Below are 17,633 nucleotides of genomic sequence, written 5' to 3'. Positions count from 1 at the left end.
TTTTCCGCTGAAAGGGGAGAGCAGTGCAAGGGGTTGGCTAAATATTCTCTAATTGGGGCCAAAGAGTGTTTTGAAAATAGAAATGAAAACCGCAGCTCAAGGCTGCGGTTTTTAACGCTAGATAGAAATCTAGATATTCAATAGACCTTTAATATCATTGTATAGAGTGTAAAGACGACTGGCAGACATATCTAAAATTGGTTCATACATAAAAGAGTTAAGGTGGATGTTTTCTGGAGTCATTAAGTTTACTTGATCAAGCAGAGCTATACTCTCTAGTTCTGTTGAAAATTTTTCCGTATATTTGTCAAAAAGCTCACGAGTTTGGTTAGAGGTGATTGAATTTACAAACTTCTTATCGGCTATCTTATCAATCATGAACTCTTCGGCTTTAAGTCTGATAGCCATAGCTAAAATAACCTTACACTCAAGTTCAGGTGTTTCGTGGTTTGCAATTACCAAAGCATCACTCTGCTGTAGAATTTTATCTATTATGAACTCATGACTATTTGGTAGTACTAAGTTAGGCAAGTCATTGAAAATGTTTCTGTAAATTATTTGCAAATCATTTTTTGTTATGGTTGCACTATCATCTTTTAGATGTAGTAATGAAGTTAGTTTCGTGAAATGTTGTTCAATGCCACAATAATCAGCAATGTTTCTAGCGAATGGGATACTTGCAAGTAGGTATTTTTCGTCAGTGTTTAAGTTTTGTTTCCATGTTGAAAAGACATCTTTTTGATATCGTTCTTGAATAATTTCTATCCCAGTAGATGATTTTACAGCCATCAGCCTATTTTGTCGCTTCGCATTTAAACGACTGCTAATTATCCTATGGAAGTCAAAGTTATGGGTAAGTAAAAGTAAGTGGAAAAAAGTAGACTTTGATAAGTCGCGTAGATACTCAACAATTGCATATTTATTTTTATAGTCAAAAGAGTCTGCAATATCGTCAATAATAATTAGAATAGGTTGGGCGGTATTCTTTCTGACTTCCAGTTCAAACAAAACATTTAGGATGTATAATGCTCGTTTTTCTCCTTGACTTAAAGCTGATATTAGGCTGCTTTGATTTATCTTTCCAGAAGTATCACGGCCATCATCGAATTGAAATTTAATTGTGGGTGTTGCTTTGTTTAGAATGACATCATCTTGGTTTTCAATACTAAGTTTAAATGGCACATCAAACCGTTTATTAAAAGTATCGACAACATTTTCCCATGTTGTTTTTTGATCTTGAGCTTGCTTGATAATATCCTTTATTAGCTCTTGATTTTGTTTGTAAGTCTCTACTAAATCACTCCAAAGTTGATGTTGTGATTGTAAATAGCTCAGGATAACCTTTTTCTTAAGTTGGGATATATTTTTATAGTCTGGGAGCAAATCCTGATGTTCTGAGATATAGTCACGAAATATTTGAGTGTCTTTTGTCTTTAGTTTACTATCGAATTTATTAAATTTTTCTTTGAGGGTTGGGTTTTGTAAAATTTGTTCTTGTTCATGAAGCAGTAAATTATTTAATTCCTCTTGTGAGGTAACCTCACGTTTCTCTCCTTTTACTGAAATATTTATACTGTGCGCAGCAGTAAAAAAACCTGATTCATTTAAATTTTTAGATACATCACCAGCTCTTTGATGATTAAATGTCTTTGATAAAATTGTAGATTCGCTGATTAGTTTTTCGTATGTTTCAACGTACTCCGTTAGTTCTTTGTTTAAATCACCAGATGAAATAAGTTCAACGACTTTTGGATTGAATAGGTCGTTGTATTTAAGTTCGCTGAAACGCTCTAGGTTTTCATGTTTTTCACTATGTAGTTCAACCAGTAGTTCTAGTAACTTCTTCTCATGTCTTGCAAATGCTTCACAAATTATTTCAGGCACCCCTTTAGCTGCTTTCCCTGAGCATTTCGATAGGGCTTTTATTAGTGATTCCTGTTTGTCATCTACCTCTTTTAAGGCTGTGTCGTATTGTTTTTTCAGTTCGTTATTGACAAGTAAAGCTGATAGTTGTTGAGAGCTATAACTTTCGTTATATGAATCTATTGTCAGTATTTGTTCAGCGGAAATGTCAGTGCCATTTATCTTAACTTTTCTAATCGTTTGGCGGTCAGGAAAAATGATGTCTCTAGTATTTTCATTTTTTTCAATATCTTTGAAGGTTTTTGTTAGAGAGGTTTTTAATGTGCCATTTGGTGCATATAGAGAGTTAACTCCACAGCAATTATCACTTTTGGTGAGGTTAAAAATCTTTTTTAATTTGCTGATTCCATAACAATTTTCCAATTCAATATCAAGTATCATGTTATACCTTCTCATGAATATAAGGATAATTAATGCTGTGGGCTACAGATTCACTAAAAAATAGTTTTAGTCTGTAGGTTAGATTAGGGCCGTAGGTTCGATTAGCGAAGCGTAATCGGACGTTCGAGAAATAAGGAGTTATCACGTTGAAATACTCACTATCGGGCTTTCGATATACAACCCTTGCCCGATTGGGATATCTACCGCTTGCAGCTATACCCGCCATGATTTTTTCACTTATACAACTATTTCGATGGCACTTGTTGCATAGGTGCGACAATCTGATCTCGCCATGGGGTGGGCGAGGGGCTGACTTTGAGCTAACAACCCGCCAGATCTTTGCCCTGAACAGGGTGGGGAATGTTAGCGCGGTGCAATGCGCTGCGCTTGTTGCACCCTACGCCTGTTAATCGGCCTCGGTGCTGCGGGTTGGCTGTTGCCCCCTGTTGTTCGCCGAGGTGATCCCGTTTGTCCCATACCGTAGGGTGCAATGAACGAAGTGAATTGCACCTCTATTCGACGCGGGTTTGCTTGCAGCGTCAGGCTTGGCGGATTGCGCCATTGGCTTCACCTGCAAGGGGTGCGGTTAGCACGGACGATTACGCTTCGCTAATCGACCCTACCGAGCCTGCTGGCGAAGTCATGCCAACGGGTTTGGCGACCCCTCACCCTAACCCTCTCCCGCAGGGGGAGAGGGGACGGTTACCGTGGTGCAATGCGCTGCGCTTATTACACCCTACGCCTGTTAACCGGCCTCGGTGCTGCGGGTTGGCTGTTGCCCCCTGTTGTTCGCCGAGGTGAGGGTACAAGGTCAGGAGCGCCGTCATGGACGACGGCGCAGACGCAGGCGGTACAGGGATGTACCGTCTGCGTCGTTCCGCCAGACCTTTTGCCTGAACCGAGGGAACCCGACGCAGGAGGGCGAACAAGTGGGGGTGGCCTTTCTTTTGGTGACTTTTCTTTGGCCACGCAAAGAAAAGTCACTCGCCAAGCCGCGCAGCGGCGGCGAAACCCCGTCGAGGACGGAGTCCTCGTGTCCTGCATGACGAAGTCATGCCCATCAGGCTAGTGACCCCTCACCCTAGCCCTCTCCCGCAAGGGGAGAGGGGATGGTTACCCTGGCGCAGGCGCGTGAGACCGGCTGGTCTCCGCTAAAGTGGCTACCGCCCCTGACTGTCGCTACCAGATTGCGCCGTTGACCATTGATCTCGGAAAAGGGGTCAACAGACGCCCGTCGCCATATTACGGAGCCAGAGTGGTCTTATCTATGGTTTTGATGAGCTAACTATCAGAAAAGAGTGATTTTTTGCGCTGGCACAAACTTTTATTAATTAGCGATTAGTTGTTGGTTGTCGGGGCTTGGCAGTGGCAAGGCGCTGGGGGGGCGCCGCGAGAGGCGTGCAAACGGTAAAAAGAGGGGAGCGCAAACGGAAAAAAGCGAAGGGGCCCGCGGTGGGCCCCTTGTTGTTGGCGTTCGATGTCGCTATTTGGCGGTGGGGGTAGGGAAGTATTTGCTGTGCAGCAGCGGGTATTCGCTGCTCGCCAGCACCTGGGTCAAGCCGGTCTGGAACTCCTTGACCAGCTCGTCGCTCACCGGATGGCTGAAGGCGAAGCAGAACTGTTCCGAGCTCAGCACCCACTGCTCCTTGAAGCGGGCGGGATCGAGTTTTTGTTCGACTATCAGCTGCTCCATGGTGGTCTTGTTGGTGGAGACCAGATCGACCCGGCCGGAGGTGAGCATCTTGAGCGCCTGTGCCAGTCGGTTGGCGGCCATCAGTTTGGTCTCGTCAAAGCCGTTGTTGAGCAGCAGTTGCTCCCCCACATCGGCTCGCACCGCCCCGATATTGAATGCCTTGGCATCGTCGAGCTTGGCGATGGTGATATTGCGATCGGCCAGCCCCACCAGCACGATCTCGGCATACCCGATGGGGCAGGCCCACTTGAACAGGGGGTCCCGCGCCTGGGTGCGGGCGGTGGAGAAGAGCACCGCATTGGGCTTTTGGGTCAGCAGGTAGTAACCGCGCGCCCACGGCATGATGGTGATGGGCTGCGCCGGTGTATTGGTCTTTTTCCACACCAGTTGCAGCAGTTCGACCGCGAGGCCGGTGGGGGCACCGCTGGCATCGGCGTAGTTGTAGGGTTTGTACTCTTCGGTGATGTAGTGCAGTTTGCCGAGCTCAGGACTCGCCTGTGCGAGAGTGGCCAGCAGCGCCCCGGCCAATCCAATCCATGGTTTCATTTTTGCCATCCTGATCAAGGGAATATCTGCTCAAGTGTGACCAAGCTGGCCGATTTCGCCAAGGCGACGGAGCATGTTTGGCAAAAAAGCGCGGGTGCACAGTCCCATCCCGCGCCCAATGTCGGCGGCGATCAGGGCGTTAGCGCAGCGGCAGGTTTTTGGCTTGCAGGGCCGAGAAATCTGCCGAGGCGACGACCTGGGTCAGCGCCTGCTGAAAGAGGGCGACCTCGCTGTCGGGCACCTGACGGCTGAAGGCGTAGCACAGCGGTCTGGCATCCAGCACGAAGGCGACATGAAAGTCATCCGGCTTGAAGCCGAGCTGCTGCAGGGTTTGATAGCCCGCGAGCTTGTTGGTCGCAAAGAGATCGGCGCGACCTGAGGTGAGCATTTTGGCCGCCTGGGTGAGGCGGTTGGCCAGCATCAGCTGGCGCTCATTGATACCGCGTTCGAGCAGCAGCTGTCTGGAGACGGTGGAGCGCACCACGCCGACCTTGTAGCGGCTGATCTCGGCCTCCGAGCCGAGGGTGATGTTGTCCGCCTTGCGCCCCAGCAGCACAAACTCCGAGTGATCGATGGGGCAGGCCCACTTGAAGAGCGCTTCCCGCTGCGGGGTTCGGGCGGTGGCAAACAGCACCACATTGGGTTTTTGTTGCAACAAGTTGTAGCCCCGGGCCCAGGGCATAATGCGGATTGGCTGGGGCGACACGCCCCGCGCTTTCCAGATAAGCTGCATCAGCTCCACCGACAATCCGGTCGGCATCCCTTGTTGGTCGCTGAAATTAAACGGGGGAGAGATTTCGCTCAGATACTCGAGCTTGCCCGGATCGGCCTGCGCGAAGGTGGCCCACAAGAGCAGTAGCAGATGAGGTAGGTGCCATGTCCGCACGGGAAAGATCCTTCGCAATCAACAATGTAGCCCAGTTTGACTGCTTGCGGCGGGAATAGCTAGCCACCTCTATTGCATCTTTCATCAATAAAATGGGCAGCGAACCGCTGCCCATTGGGTGAGTGAGTACTCAGCGCACCGGCAGGTATTTGGCCTGCAATTTGCGAAACTCTTCCGAGGCGAGGGCGCGGGTCAGGCCCTGCTGAAAGAGGGTGATCTCGCTGTCGGGCACCTGACGGCTGAAGGCGTAGCAGAGCTGCTCTGCGCTCAGCACCATGGCCACGTTGAAGTCGTCGCTGCTCAGCTTCAATTCGCGGATGGCGTCATATCCCGCCAGCTTGCTGGTGGCTAGCAGGTCGGCGCGGCCGGAGAGCAACATCTTCAACCCCTGCGACAGGCGGTTGGCCGGGATGATGTTGTTGTCATCCATGCCGTTGTTGAGCAGCAGCTGTTCGGCGGCATCCGAGCGCACCGCGCTGATCTTGTACTGGCTCATCTGATCGAAGGCGGTCAGGGTGATGTTTTGCGCTTTGCGGCCCAGCAGTATGTACTCCGAGTAGCCGATGGGGCAGACCCACTTGAAGAGATCCTCCCGCGCCTGGGTGCGGGCGGTGGAGAAGAGCACCACGTTGGGCTTCTGGGTTAGCAAGTAATAACCTCGCGCCCAGGGCAGGATGCGCACCGGCTGGGGTGTCACTCCGCTGTGTTGCCAGATCATCTGCAGCAGATCGACCGCAAGGCCGGTGGGCTGGCCTTGCGTATCGCTGTAGTTGTAGGGGGGGTACTCTTCGGTGAGGTACTCGAGCTTGCCCAGATCAGCCCGGGCCGTCGAGGCCCAGCAGAGCAGCAACAGATGACAGATCAGCCATATCCTCATTGGGAACATCCTTAGCGATCAACCTTCCCTTGAGTGTGACCATGAACAGAGTAAATAGCCACTCACTGCCGCTACCAGCGGGCGCGGATCTGCCCGATGGGCTGGTAGGCCTCATCCCGCAGCCCCACCAGCAGGGTCTTGCCATCCGCTTGCAGCCGGAACTCGCCGTAGCGGGCCGCTTCGTATTGCTCCCCCGTGCCCTCTTCAAAGAAGTAGGCATCGGGGCCGATCTGCCACTGCCGCTCGCTCTGGTGCACCTGCAATAGCCGCTCATCGCTGGCGAGCCGACCCGGTTTGCCATCGGCCACCAGAGTGGCCACCTGATGGGCATCGAGGCGGATCACCAGGGTGTCGCTGCCCTTGTTTTGAGTAGTTTGGGCGTCGCGGCTGGTCAGCTCGCGGGCAATTTCATAGTTGAGCCGCATGTAATCCCCCTGCATCAGGGAGCGGGGATCGACCGGAGCGAGCCGCAGCAACACCACTTCGCCACTGCTCATGGCGCGCTCATAGCGCCAGACGGTGGCATTGATGCCTGCCAGGATGGCGAGGCCGCTCAGCAACAGGGCGAGCTGTCGGGTCACAGGTTTCATGAATCGCTCCTTGCCGCGAAGGTGGTGAGCAGTTGGCGGGCACCCAGCAGCAGGATGCCGGAGCCCAGCAGCAGCCAGGATTTGGTCATCAGGGTGAGCCCCAGATCGTAGTAATAGAGCGAGCCATAGCCGAGCAGCAGCAGGGCCGAGAGGGTCATCAGCCCCAGACTGCCGGCATAAAACCCGAGGATCAGCACCAGTGCGCCTGCCCCCATGCCAGGGATAACGGCGCTGATCAGCACCAGCGGCAGGCCAAACAGCAGAGGGAGCTTGAGTTTCACCATCACCGCCAGCAGCAGGGCGGCGCAGATCAGGGGATTGAGCCAGAGCGGCAGGCGGGATAGCCCCAGTTCGTCCAGCACGCTGCTGCCGCCATCCCAGAGCGGGTGGTGCAGACGGCCCAGCACCAGCAGGGAGAGGGCCAGCCCCAGCGTGATGGAGTGGTAGAGCTGGTGGCGCTCTGGATCCCTATCTGCCCGCAGCCAGCAGAAGGCGATGGCCGCCATCACTAGCGGCAGCGCCAGCAGTTGCAGCCCTAGGCAGGCAAGGCCAAGAGTGAGCAGCAGGGCCGCCGCCACGCTGTGAAACAGCCGCACCAGCCAGTGATCGAACAGCACGGCGATGGTGAGCGACAGCAGGCACAACCCAAACCAGAGCAGGGCGTGATGAAGATCAAGCTTATCGAGCAGGCCATAGAGCAGCCAGGCATCGGCCGCCAGGGTGAGGGCCAGCACGAACTGATCCCAGAGATCGCCGCTTTGGCTGCGATTTAGGGCGTAGGCCCCCGCAAGCAGCACGGCCCCCAGCAGCAGGGCGCTGTTGGCCTCGCGGGTCAGCTGCTCGAAGGTGAGAAACAGGAAAAAGAGCAGGAACAGGGCGGCAATCCAGCCCACCAGCCCGAGCAGAAAGCGGCTCGACCAGTGGGGTTGGGTGTCACTGGGCATCTCCCCTTCCACCAGATTGGCCTGTTGCAGCGTTTGCCAAAGGGTCAGGTCACTCATGGGACCTCCGTTGTTGTTGCAGCCAGCGGGCGGCGGTGACAGAAAGGCCGATGGCGATCAGGCTCAGCAGCAAGAAGCCATTGATGTCGGGCTCCATCCACTTGCCCAGCGCCACGAGGATGACGGCAATCAGGCTGAGGCACCCCATGGCGAGTCCGGCGATAAATCTGTGGTGCCACAAGGCATAGGCCGCAGCGAGCCAGCCAAGCCAGAGCGGCCATACCAGCGGGGAGGCGGCATCGAAGAGCGCTAGCAGGGCGAGCAGGGTGGCGCCAAGTCCGGCGGCAAGACCCGCCAGCCAGCTTGGCATCAGGCGCCAGCGGTTTGGTGCCAGCAGAAGCAGACCCCAGAGGGCGGCGTTGAGCAGGGTAAGGCACCAGCCCAATCCCTCTTCATCGAAGGTAAAGAAGAACGTGAACAAACCGAGCCGCCAGTAGAGCACCAGCGCCAGCTGACCGAGCAGCCAGCTTAAGGTCCAGAGCAGGGGGCTTTGGCCAAATGCCGCCAGTGGCACCAGCATCAGCGCCCAGGTGGCGAACAGCTGCCAGGGATCGGCGCCGGTCTGGTAGGTTTGACCCACCAGCGCCAGCAGGGCGCCGATATTGAGGGCGATGGCGAGCAGCAGCGCCTGACGGGGGGTATCCCCCAGCGGTTTGCGCCACAGCAGAAGCAGCATGGCGAGCAGCGGCACCTCCAGCAGGGCGAGGCGGGAGACCCGGCCCAGCTCTTGCCAGTTGAAGGCGACGAAGAAAATAAGGCCAGCCCCGATGCAGAGGGCACCGAGCCAGAGCAACAGCCGGTCAAACAGCCACTGCCAGCGCGCCGGATGGGGGGGAAGATCGGCGAGGGTCAGGGCGTCCACCAGCTTCTCTGGCGCCAGCCGTCCCTGTTTGACCCATTCGAGAAGCGTTTCTCTTGATACGTTGTGCATGGGGGGACTCCGCGAGGTTTGCCCCATTATGGCATGAGGCACCCGCAACCGTGCACTGCCCCTTGGCTCTGCGGCTGGTGGTTGCGACAGCGGATTACGTAGCAAACAAAGCAGCAAACAAAAAAGCCCTCCGAGGTGGAGGGCTTGGTCAGCGGAAAAGGCGATCAGGCAAAGATCAGGGTGCTCACCCCGAGGCCGACGAAGAGGATGGCGCAGGCGATGCGGATCCCCTTGAGCGGCAGCTTGTCTGCCCCCAGCTTGCCGATCAGCACCACAGGCACGTTGGCCAGCATCATGCCGAGGGTGGTCCCGGTAATGACCTGCACCAGCGAGTCATATTTGGCGGCCAGCAGCACGGTGGCAATCTGGGTCTTGTCGCCGATCTCGGCGATGAAGAAGAGCACGAAGGTGGCCATAAAGGGGCCGTATTTATCCAGCGAGCTCTCCTCGTCATCCATCTTGTCCGGCACCAAAATCCAGATAGCCATGGCAATAAAGGCGATGGCGACCAGCCAGGTCATTATCTTGGGATCGAGCCAGCGGCTGATGAACTCACCAATCCAGGCAGCGCCCGCATGGTTGAGCAAGGTAGCCGCCAGCATGCCGGCGATGATGGGCCAGGGCTTGCGAAAACGGCAGATGAGCAGCAACGCCAACAGCTGGGTTTTATCGCCGATTTCGGCAATGGCGACGCTGAGGGTTGAGGTTAACAAGGCTTCCATAAAAATGACCGGGGGACGGAATTGTTATAAACCAAAGACAAGCCTGCGCCATCCGTCCCCGGTATTGGCACTGGCCCGTCAAAGGTCTTGTCAAATCCATGGCTGGCATGGATCACCCTGACCATGGTGATTTGGCACCAAGTATGTTGATCAGGGTCGCAAACAGGTATTCATGCAATGGATGGCACCGGTGTGCGAGACTACTCCCCCTCGATGGGAGCGGGCATTCTAGGTAAAAACCGCATGAGTGACAAGGGGATCAGCCACCCACCAGCTTGACGCTGAAACCGGCTTTCTCCAGCTCGGTTTTGATCAGGTCCCGTTTATCCCCCTGGATCTCGATCACCCCCTCCTTGATACCGCCTCCGGTGCCGCACTTTTTCTTGAGCAGGGTGGCCAAGGATTTTTGCTGTTCGGCGGGTACGCCATGAATGGTGATCACCCCGGCACCCTTGCGCCCCTTGGTCTCGCGGCGAATGCGCACTGTGCCGTCGGTGGGGAAGGGGGAGGCGGATTGGGGAGCGCTCTGCTCCTTGATCATGCCGCCATCTGTGCTGTAGACGAGGCGGCTGTTGTTGTCGTGACTCATGGCAATACTTTATGGGTTAGCTAAGCGGAGTTTGATTTTACTCAAATAAAAGTTGAAGACACAGCTTATAATGCCCCAAGTAAAAGCGAATTATTATTGTTTAACTTCAGGAGTCAGTCATGGTACTCACGCAGTTGTCACCGGGACAGAGTGCTCGCATCAAGAATATGAATCAGCTCGCCCGGCCGCTGCGCCGCAAACTGATGGTGATGGGCCTGTTGCCCCAGACTGAAGTCATCTATCTGCGCTCCGCCCCCCTGGGGGACCCGCTCCAGATCCAGTGCCAAGGGATCTGTCTCTCCATGCAAAAGAGTCTGGCCCAGCAAATAGAAGTCGAGCCGGTATAACCCCCTGCTCGGCTGCCGCTCCCGTTCAGAAACGTCACCGGGAGCGGTTCAGAGACAAGAAGTCGAACCTGCAAAGCAGCTTGCCACACACGCGGCGGGTTCAGAAGAAAATAGAGGTAGAGCTGGTATGAATTATTCCCTGGTAACGGTAGGTAACCCCAATAGCGGCAAGACCTCCCTGTTCAACGCCCTGACCGGCGCCCGCCAGCAGGTAGGCAACTGGAGTGGCGTCACCGTCGACAAGAAGATGGGTGAGTTCAGCTCGGGTGAACATCACTTCAAGCTGATGGATCTGCCCGGCATCTATAGCCTGGCCAGTCAGGATGGCAGTCTGGACGAGCAGATCGCCAGCCGCTTTGCCCAGGGCCAACAACCCGACCTGCTGCTCAACGTCATCGACGCCGCCAATCTGGAGCGCTCCCTCTACCTCACGCTGCAACTGCGCGAACTGGGCCTGCCCATGGTGGTGGTGCTCAACAAGCTGGATATCCTGCAAAAGCGCCGCATCGTCATCGACGAGAGCAAGCTCGGCAAATCCCTCGGTTGCCCGGTGGTGGCCCTCTCTGCCCACAACAGCAAGCAGGTTGCCGCCTTCAAGCAGCAGATCCGGCAGTTTATCGGTCAGCCGCAAGCCGCCTTGCAGCTCGATTACGGCCACGCGCTTGAAACCGATCTGGCGGAGCTGGAGACCCTGCTCGCCCCGCATCACCTCACTACCCGTGGCCGCGCCCTGCGCCTGCTGGAAGAGGATGCGGTGATGCAGGAGACCCTGCTGCCCGGTCAGCAGGCGGCCGCCGCCAATGTAGTGGCTCGCGCCCATCAGGGACAGGATATCGACCTGCAACTGGCGGATATTCGCTACGGCCATATCCACCAGTGGGTACAACAGGCTCGTCAGCAGAAGGGCAAGCTCACCGAGGCCCAGAGCGAGTGGCTGGATCGGGTGCTGCTCAATCGCTGGATTGGCATCCCCTTCTTCCTGTTTGTCATGTACCTGATGTTCCTGTTTGCCATCAACGTCGGCAGCGCCTTTATCGACTTCTTCGACATCATGGGCGGCGCCCTGTTTGTCGATGGGGTGCACCACCTGCTGGGGCTGGTCAATGCCCCCGAGTGGCTGGGCGCCATTCTGGCGGACGGCTTTGGCGTTGGCTTGCAGACCGTGGCCACCTTTATTCCGGTGATTGGCTGCCTCTATCTGTTCCTCGCGGTGCTGGAGAGTTCAGGCTATCTGGCCCGCGCCGCCTTCGTGGTGGATGCCCTGATGCGCCGCCTCGGCCTGCCGGGCAAGGCGTTCGTGCCGATGCTGATGGGCTTTGGCTGTACCGTCCCCTCGGTGATGGCGACCCGTACCCTCAACTCTGAGCGGGAGCGGCTGATGACCTCCGCCATGGCCCCCTTCATGTCGTGCGGTGCCCGTCTGCCGGTTTACGCTCTGTTTGCGGTGGCCTTCTTCCCCGAGTCTGGCCAGAACCTGGTGTTCGGTCTCTACCTCATCGGTATTGTGGTGGCGGTGCTCACCGGCCTGTTGCTGCGCAGCACCCTGCTGCCGGGCAAGAGCGACTCCATGCTGATGGAGATGCCGGACTACGAGTGGCCGCGTCCGGTCAACGTTGCCATCAAGACCTGGCAGAAGCTCAAATCCTTCGTCTTTGGCGCAGGTAAAACCATCGTACTGGTGGTCGCGGTGCTGAGCGTGCTCAATTCGCTCGGCACCGATGGCAGCTTTGGCCATCAGGAGCAGGAGAGCTCGGTCCTGAGCAAAATCAGCCAGGCGGTGACCCCTGTGCTGCACCCCATCGGTGTACGCGATGACAACTGGCAGGCCACGGTCGGTATCGTCACCGGTATCTTCGCCAAAGAGGCGGTGGTCGGTACCCTCAACAGCCTCTACGCCGGTGGTGGCGATGCAGAGGAGGAGAGCGAGTTCTCGCTGGTGGCCAGTTTCCACGAGGCGATCGATGCCGTGGCGGCCAATCTGGCGGAGATCAACCCGAGCGACCCCATGGGGCTTGATGTTGGCAACCTCGACGATCAGAAAGCTGCCGCCGAGGCACAGGAGGTCGATGTCTCCACCTACGGCAACATGCAGACCCACTTCGACGGGGCGGCCGGTGCCTTTGCCTACCTCTTGTTCGTGCTGCTCTACATGCCTTGCGCCGCCGCCATGGGCGCGCTGGTGCGGGAAACCGGTCGTCAGTGGGCGCTAATGACGGCGGTATGGTGCAACTATATGGCCTTTATGTGCGCGACCCTCTTCTATCAGGTCGCGACCTTTGCCGCTCATCCGGAGCAGAGCCTGTTCTGGATCGTCAGCTACGGCCTCTCTCTGGTACTGCTCTGGTGGGCCGGTCGCCGTCACGGTGACATCGTTGCCCGCAAGGTGGTGACCTTATGATCCTGCGCGAGCTGGGGGATTACCTCGCCGCGCAGCAGAAGGTGAGCCGGCGTGATCTGGCTCGCCACTTCCACACCTCGGAAGATGCGGTGGAGGCCATGCTCGGCATCTGGATGCGCAAGGGGCGGGTCATCAAGCGCGAGAGTCGGGTCTGTGGTGGCAGTTGCTGCGGCAAGAGCGAAGAGGTGATGTTCGAGTGGTGTGACGCGGGCCAGATTGGCATCAAGATCCGCTAAACGACTACCCAACCTCATCATCAAACATCGAACAATAAAAAACGGCAGGCCCTGCTTTAAATGAGGGTCTGCCGTTTTTATTGTTGAAAACAGGCGGGATCAGGCGCCTTGGCGAGCCTCGCTCAGCAGTGCCAGCGCCGGTTGGGCGTTGTCCGGCATCAGCCGGTAGGCTTTGTGGTGTTTGACCAGGGTGGTTTTCTTGTTGCCCTGGCTCAGCAGCAGGCCGTGCTTGAAGGCCACCTCGGCCAGCACCTTCTCGTCACCGCGCACATAGAGGGTGAGGGGTTTGACAAGCTCACCGTCCTCGATATGGCCTGCATATTCGCTGTGGCTTACCACCAGACTCGCCTGACCGCCAGATTGCAGGCGCAGCTTGGCATTCACCTCGCTCTCGGTCAGCACCAGCCAGCCTGCCGCCGTCAGATCCTCCAACAGGGCCGCCAGCTTGGCCCCCAGTTGTTGCGGGTTGGTCATGGCGCACTGGTATTGGAAGGCGATGCGCTCCAGTAGCCCCTTGAGATCGGCACCCGCGCCGAGGGTGCGGCCAAGCTGCACCCAAGCTTTCAAATCTTCCATCACCAGACGGGAGAAGCGCTTCTCCTTGAGGGAGTCGGCCATCCAGGTGCAGAGAAAGTGGCTCTCTTGGGCCGGAGTGCGCTTGCCCGCCTTTTGTTCGGCGGTGCGGGCCAGTTCGGCCAGGCTCTGGGTGGCCATCTCGAGCAGGGCCTGATTGTAGGTCGGAGAGGTCATAAGCAATCCTTGAGTTGACCACCAGGGGCCAACACCGATGACAGAGATGGCAAAGGCGCCAGTGGCGCCTTTGCGGTTCAATAGAGCAACTGCCCGCCTTATTTCGGCTGACGGGGCTTCTTGGCTGCAGCCAGACGCTTGAGGCGCTGACCCTGCAGCTTGGCTTCGGCCATCACCTGGGCCACGGCGTTATCTTCACGCTGCGGGCGCTTGCCAAAGCGACGACGCTCTTGCAGCTGTTTGATCAGCTCGTCACGGCTGCTCACCTCATAGCCCGGCACCATGATGCGACGGATCTTCTGGCCGATCAGGGCCTCGATCTCCAGCAGGGTACGCTCCTCTTCACGGCTGACGAAGGAGATGGCCATGCCGCGCTTGCCGGCACGACCGGTACGGCCGATACGGTGCACGTAATCTTCCGCCAGGAACGGCAGATCATAGTTGACCACGTATTCCAGGCTCGGGATATCCAGACCACGGGCGGCCACTTCGGTGGCGACCAGTACCCGTACCTTGCCTTCCATGAATTCGCGCAGGGCGCGGCGACGGTTGCCCTGGGCCTTCTCGCCATGGACCACGGCGGACTTGATGCCGTCGAGGTTGAGCTCCTCGACCAGCACATCACAGCTTTCGCGGGTACTGGCGAACACCAGCACCTGCTGCCAGTTCTGTTTGCCAATCAGCTCTGAGAGCAGCTCGCGCTTGCGCTTCTGCTCGACCGGATAGACGGTGTGGCTGACGGTGTCGGCGGTGGAGTTCTGCTTGTTGACGCTGACGATCTGCGGTCTGTCCAGCATCAGGTTGGCCAGCTTCTTCACCGCATCGGAGAAGGTGGCGGAGAAGAGCAGGTTTTGACGGGTCTTGTTGACCGCTTGCAGGATCTTCTGCACATCGGCACTGAAGCCCATGTCGAGGATGCGATCCGCTTCATCCATCACCAGACACTCGACGCCGGAGAGGCTGAGGTTGCAGGCTGTGAGGTGCTCCAGCAGACGGCCCGGGGTGGCCACAATGATGTGAGCGCCCGCTTTGAGCTTCTTGGCCTGCACGTCCTGCTTGCCACCGCCGACGATGGTGATGGTGGTGATATCGAGATACTTGGCGAAGTCATTGATGTTGCTCGCTACCTGAGCCGCCAGCTCGCGGGTCGGGGTCAGGATCAGCACACGGGCGTTGGAAGGCTGGACCGGCGCCGGATTGTCTACCAGACGTTGCAAGATGGGCAGGGCGAAGGCGGCGGTCTTGCCGGTACCGGTCTGGGCGCTGGCCAGCACATCGCGGCCACGGCGAATGGCCGGGATCGCCTGTTGCTGCACAGGGGTCATCTCCTGATAACCGCAATCTGAGACAGCACGCAAAATCTCGGGGGCAAAATCGAACGATTCAAATCTCATAATGGGTTCCTGTGTTCCAGCTGGGCTGTGTTTGGCTTGGTTAGCTCGGCATGAGCGAGACGGAGGTTGTAACCACCGACGGCTGCGCCTGACATCAAGTCAGAGAGTGAGCCGGAAAATGGCGGGCGCGAAGTGTAACAGATAGACGTCACAAATTCTGCCTCAAATGGTTGTCCTTTTCTCATCCTTTGTGGTGTGAATGGCGGTTGAAAGTAATCATTTGACTCCCAAATGCCAAGCTTGGAGATGTGGGCTAACGGTTTTGGGCAAGGACGAAAGGGATATCGATGGAACTGGAACAGTTAAAACGCCAGCTGGAGCAGCTTGGCGAGCGCAATGACAGCATGCAGCAGGCTCGACACCGCAAGCTGCTCAATATCACCCGCGACACGGGGGAGTTGCTGTCAGTGATGGTGCAGACCCGTGGGGCGCAGGCGGTGCTGGAGATTGGCACCTCCAATGGTTACTCCACGCTTTGGCTGGCAGAAGCGGTGCGTCGGCTGGAGGGGCACGTGACCACCATTGAGCTGGATGAGGATAAGCGCGTGCAGGCCCATGACAACTTTCAGAGGGCAGGGCTGGTCCCCTGGATAACCTTGCTGGCAGGGGATGCGAGTGAGCTGTTACCGACCTTGCCGCAAGCCGGCTATCAGCTCATCTTCCTTGATTCGGATCGTCAGCACTACCGGGCATGGTGGCCGCAGCTCCGCCGCCTGCTGGCACCCCGTGGCCTGCTGGTGGTCGATAACGCCATCTCCCATCGCAGCGAGATGGTGGAGTGGATGAACGAGGTCGGGCAGGATCCGGCCTTTGCCACCTCGCTGGTGCCGGTCGGCAAGGGGGAGTGGCTGGTGGTGCGTTTGTAGGGGGTGGGTAGCTACAAATAATCAGCCCCGCATTGGCGAGGCTGATTGTGAAAGCGCATCAGGGTCTTGGTCGGTCGGATCAGACCGCCAGATAGTCCATGATCCCTTCGGCCGCTTTGCGCCCTTCGTAGATGGCGGTCACCACCAGATCGGAGCCACGTACCGCGTCGCCACCGGCGAACACCTTGGGGTTGCTGGTCTGGAAGGCATACTCCGCCTGCTCGCGCGCCTTGATGCGATCCCGGTTGTCGAGCTCGATGCCGAACTCCGCCATCCAGGGTTGGGGGTTGGGCTGGAAGCCAAACGCCATCACCACGGCATCGGCAGCCAGCACTTGCTCGGAGCCCTCGATGACCACCGGGTTGCGGCGGCCATTGGCGTCGGGTTCACCCAGCTCGGTGCTCACTACCTTGATGCCGACGGTGCGACCGCTGGCATCCAGCTCGACCGCTACCGGTTGCAGGTTGAACATGAACTCAACCCCCTCCTCGCGGGCGTTTTTCACCTCCCGCTTGGAGCCCGGCATGTTCTCCTCGTCGCGGCGATAGGCGCAGATCACCTTGGCGGCCCCCTGACGGATAGCGGTACGCACGCAGTCCATGGCGGTATCGCCACCGCCCAGCACCACCACCTGCTTGCCGGCGAAGTCGATGTAGTCGGCTTGTGCCTTCTCGAAGCCCAGCAAGCGGTTGGCGTTGGCGATGAGGTAGGGCAGGGCGTCATAGACGCCCGGTGCCTCTTCGTTGGCAAAGCCGCCTTTCATGTACTTATAGGTGCCGACCCCAAGGAAGACCGCATCGAACTCGCCGAGCAGATCGGCGAAGGTGATGTCCTTGCCCACTTCGGTCTCGAGACGAAACTCCACGCCCATCCCCTGGAAGATCTCGCGGCGACGCTGCATCACCTCTTTTTCCAGCTTGAAGGAGGGGATGCCGAAGGTGAGCAGGCCGCCGATCTCCGGATATTTGTCAAACACCACCGGGGTGACGCCATTGCGTGCCAGCACGTCGGCACAGGCGAGACCCGCTGGGCCCGCGCCAATGACGGCGACCCGCTTGCCGGTTTTGACCACGTTCGAGAGATCGGGCTTCCAGCCCATCTCGAACGCCTTGTCGGTGATGTACTTTTCGATGTTGCCGATGGTCACCGCGCCGAAGCGATCGTTGAGGGTGCAGGAGCCCTCGCACAGGCGATCCTGCGGGCAGACCCGACCGCACACTTCCGGCAGGCTGTTGGTCTGGTGGGAGAGCTCCACCGCCTCAAGAATGCGCCCCTCTTTGGCCAGTTTCAGCCAGTTGGGGATGTAGTTGTGGACCGGACACTTCCACTCGCAATAGGGGTTGCCGCACTCGAGGCAGCGATCCGCCTGCATCTGTACCTGCGGCTGATTGAAGGACTCGTAGATCTCCACAAACTGGATTTTGCGGATCTTGAGTGGCTTCTTGGGCGGGTCGACCCGCTGGACATCGATAAACTGAAATACGTTCTGGCTCATAGGGTTCC

16 protein-coding genes are annotated in these 17,633 nt (G+C 57.0%); 4 read left to right on the top strand and 12 right to left on the bottom strand.

Features of this window, described 5'->3' with window-relative positions; translation table 11 throughout:
* Positions 1-129: 129 nt before the first annotated feature.
* The 9 genes from AB5Y99_RS06920 to AB5Y99_RS06880 all read right to left on the bottom strand — a co-directional run bounded on the left by AB5Y99_RS06920 (position 130) and on the right by AB5Y99_RS06880 (position 10,139).
* Positions 130-2,304, bottom strand: coding sequence for a hypothetical protein (locus AB5Y99_RS06920; RefSeq protein WP_368209176.1), 2,175 nt, complete (start codon positions 2,302-2,304; stop codon positions 130-132).
* A gap of 1,483 nt (positions 2,305-3,787) precedes the next feature.
* A complete protein-coding gene (locus AB5Y99_RS06915; protein WP_368209174.1) occupies positions 3,788-4,543 on the bottom strand; it encodes a substrate-binding periplasmic protein in 756 nt (251 codons plus the stop codon).
* A gap of 139 nt (positions 4,544-4,682) precedes the next feature.
* Positions 4,683-5,429: a substrate-binding periplasmic protein gene (locus AB5Y99_RS06910; RefSeq protein WP_368209172.1), complete on the bottom strand. Its 747-nt coding sequence runs from the start codon at positions 5,427-5,429 to the stop codon at positions 4,683-4,685.
* Positions 5,430-5,559: 130 nt separating this feature from the next.
* Positions 5,560-6,306, bottom strand: coding sequence for an ABC transporter substrate-binding protein (locus tag AB5Y99_RS06905; RefSeq protein WP_113738665.1), 747 nt, complete (start codon positions 6,304-6,306; stop codon positions 5,560-5,562).
* A 71-nt stretch (positions 6,307-6,377) separates the two neighbouring features.
* A complete protein-coding gene (locus AB5Y99_RS06900; RefSeq protein ID WP_368209169.1) occupies positions 6,378-6,896 on the bottom strand; it encodes a GDYXXLXY domain-containing protein in 519 nt (172 codons plus the stop codon).
* Positions 6,893-7,897, bottom strand: coding sequence for a DUF4401 domain-containing protein (locus tag AB5Y99_RS06895; protein WP_368209167.1), 1,005 nt, complete (start codon positions 7,895-7,897; stop codon positions 6,893-6,895). The genes AB5Y99_RS06900 and AB5Y99_RS06895 overlap by 4 nt, the downstream gene beginning before the upstream one ends.
* A complete protein-coding gene (locus AB5Y99_RS06890) occupies positions 7,890-8,828 on the bottom strand; it encodes a DUF2157 domain-containing protein (protein ID WP_368209165.1) in 939 nt (312 codons plus the stop codon). Before AB5Y99_RS06890 ends, AB5Y99_RS06895 begins: the two co-directional genes overlap by 8 nt.
* Before the next feature lie 164 nt (positions 8,829-8,992).
* On the bottom strand, positions 8,993-9,550 hold the full coding sequence (locus AB5Y99_RS06885) for a TMEM165/GDT1 family protein (protein WP_005337386.1): 558 nt from the start codon (positions 9,548-9,550) through the stop codon (positions 8,993-8,995).
* Between the two features lie 259 nt (positions 9,551-9,809).
* Entirely contained in the window at positions 9,810-10,139 is a 330-nt protein-coding gene (locus AB5Y99_RS06880) for a translation initiation factor (protein ID WP_005350971.1), read from the bottom strand.
* A gap of 119 nt (positions 10,140-10,258) precedes the next feature.
* Here AB5Y99_RS06880 and AB5Y99_RS06875 point away from each other — a divergent pair, with 119 nt between their 5' ends.
* From AB5Y99_RS06875 to AB5Y99_RS06865, 3 genes are all read left to right on the top strand, one after another.
* Complete coding sequence (locus tag AB5Y99_RS06875; protein ID WP_005337384.1) at positions 10,259-10,486, top strand: FeoA family protein; 228 nt, start codon at positions 10,259-10,261, stop codon at positions 10,484-10,486.
* Between the two features lie 127 nt (positions 10,487-10,613).
* Complete coding sequence (gene feoB, locus AB5Y99_RS06870; RefSeq protein WP_368209163.1) at positions 10,614-12,884, top strand: Fe(2+) transporter permease subunit FeoB; 2,271 nt, start codon at positions 10,614-10,616, stop codon at positions 12,882-12,884.
* Positions 12,881-13,120, top strand: a complete 240-nt coding sequence (locus AB5Y99_RS06865) for a FeoC-like transcriptional regulator (protein WP_139428493.1) — start codon at positions 12,881-12,883, stop codon at positions 13,118-13,120. Before feoB ends, AB5Y99_RS06865 begins: the two co-directional genes overlap by 4 nt.
* A gap of 99 nt (positions 13,121-13,219) precedes the next feature.
* Here AB5Y99_RS06865 and AB5Y99_RS06860 read toward each other — a convergent pair whose 3' ends face one another.
* Both AB5Y99_RS06860 and AB5Y99_RS06855 read right to left on the bottom strand, forming a co-directional pair.
* A complete protein-coding gene (locus tag AB5Y99_RS06860; protein WP_368209160.1) occupies positions 13,220-13,870 on the bottom strand; it encodes a DUF2913 family protein in 651 nt (216 codons plus the stop codon).
* A gap of 98 nt (positions 13,871-13,968) precedes the next feature.
* Positions 13,969-15,264: a DEAD/DEAH box helicase gene (locus AB5Y99_RS06855; protein ID WP_064341970.1), complete on the bottom strand. Its 1,296-nt coding sequence runs from the start codon at positions 15,262-15,264 to the stop codon at positions 13,969-13,971.
* A gap of 287 nt (positions 15,265-15,551) precedes the next feature.
* Between AB5Y99_RS06855 and AB5Y99_RS06850 the strand changes: the two genes are divergently transcribed.
* The gene (locus AB5Y99_RS06850) at positions 15,552-16,130 is read left to right on the top strand and encodes an O-methyltransferase (RefSeq protein WP_368209157.1); all 579 of its coding nucleotides are present in this window, start codon (positions 15,552-15,554) and stop codon (positions 16,128-16,130) included.
* Between the two features lie 79 nt (positions 16,131-16,209).
* Here AB5Y99_RS06850 and AB5Y99_RS06845 read toward each other — a convergent pair whose 3' ends face one another.
* Complete coding sequence (locus AB5Y99_RS06845; protein ID WP_005346752.1) at positions 16,210-17,625, bottom strand: FAD-dependent oxidoreductase; 1,416 nt, start codon at positions 17,623-17,625, stop codon at positions 16,210-16,212.
* Positions 17,626-17,633 lie beyond the last annotated feature (8 nt).

Origin of the sequence: Aeromonas sp. R4-2 (assembly GCF_040908295.1) — a bacterium.
In the GTDB taxonomy this organism is placed as follows: domain Bacteria; phylum Pseudomonadota; class Gammaproteobacteria; order Enterobacterales; family Aeromonadaceae; genus Aeromonas; species Aeromonas veronii.
Note: the sequence above shows the minus strand (reverse complement) of the source record. Positions and strands in the feature narration are given on the sequence as shown.

What these genes read in the sequence shown, in the direction of transcription:
- AB5Y99_RS06920 (WP_368209176.1), bottom strand. Translation starts at nt 2,304, where the DNA reads ATGATACTTGATATTGAATTGGAAAATTGTTATGGAATCAGCAAATTA.
- AB5Y99_RS06865 (WP_139428493.1), top strand. Translation starts at nt 12,881, where the DNA reads ATGATCCTGCGCGAGCTGGGGGATTACCTCGCCGCGCAGCAGAAGGTG.
- AB5Y99_RS06890 (WP_368209165.1), bottom strand. Translation starts at nt 8,828, where the DNA reads ATGCACAACGTATCAAGAGAAACGCTTCTCGAATGGGTCAAACAGGGA.
- AB5Y99_RS06880 (WP_005350971.1), bottom strand. Translation starts at nt 10,139, where the DNA reads ATGAGTCACGACAACAACAGCCGCCTCGTCTACAGCACAGATGGCGGC.
- AB5Y99_RS06850 (WP_368209157.1), top strand. Translation starts at nt 15,552, where the DNA reads ATGGAACTGGAACAGTTAAAACGCCAGCTGGAGCAGCTTGGCGAGCGC.
- AB5Y99_RS06855 (WP_064341970.1), bottom strand. Translation starts at nt 15,264, where the DNA reads ATGAGATTTGAATCGTTCGATTTTGCCCCCGAGATTTTGCGTGCTGTC.
- AB5Y99_RS06895 (WP_368209167.1), bottom strand. Translation starts at nt 7,897, where the DNA reads ATGAGTGACCTGACCCTTTGGCAAACGCTGCAACAGGCCAATCTGGTG.
- AB5Y99_RS06860 (WP_368209160.1), bottom strand. Translation starts at nt 13,870, where the DNA reads ATGACCTCTCCGACCTACAATCAGGCCCTGCTCGAGATGGCCACCCAG.
- AB5Y99_RS06915 (WP_368209174.1), bottom strand. Translation starts at nt 4,543, where the DNA reads ATGAAACCATGGATTGGATTGGCCGGGGCGCTGCTGGCCACTCTCGCA.
- AB5Y99_RS06905 (WP_113738665.1), bottom strand. Translation starts at nt 6,306, where the DNA reads ATGAGGATATGGCTGATCTGTCATCTGTTGCTGCTCTGCTGGGCCTCG.
- feoB (WP_368209163.1), top strand. Translation starts at nt 10,614, where the DNA reads ATGAATTATTCCCTGGTAACGGTAGGTAACCCCAATAGCGGCAAGACC.
- AB5Y99_RS06885 (WP_005337386.1), bottom strand. Translation starts at nt 9,550, where the DNA reads ATGGAAGCCTTGTTAACCTCAACCCTCAGCGTCGCCATTGCCGAAATC.
- AB5Y99_RS06875 (WP_005337384.1), top strand. Translation starts at nt 10,259, where the DNA reads ATGGTACTCACGCAGTTGTCACCGGGACAGAGTGCTCGCATCAAGAAT.
- AB5Y99_RS06845 (WP_005346752.1), bottom strand. Translation starts at nt 17,625, where the DNA reads ATGAGCCAGAACGTATTTCAGTTTATCGATGTCCAGCGGGTCGACCCG.
- AB5Y99_RS06900 (WP_368209169.1), bottom strand. Translation starts at nt 6,896, where the DNA reads ATGAAACCTGTGACCCGACAGCTCGCCCTGTTGCTGAGCGGCCTCGCC.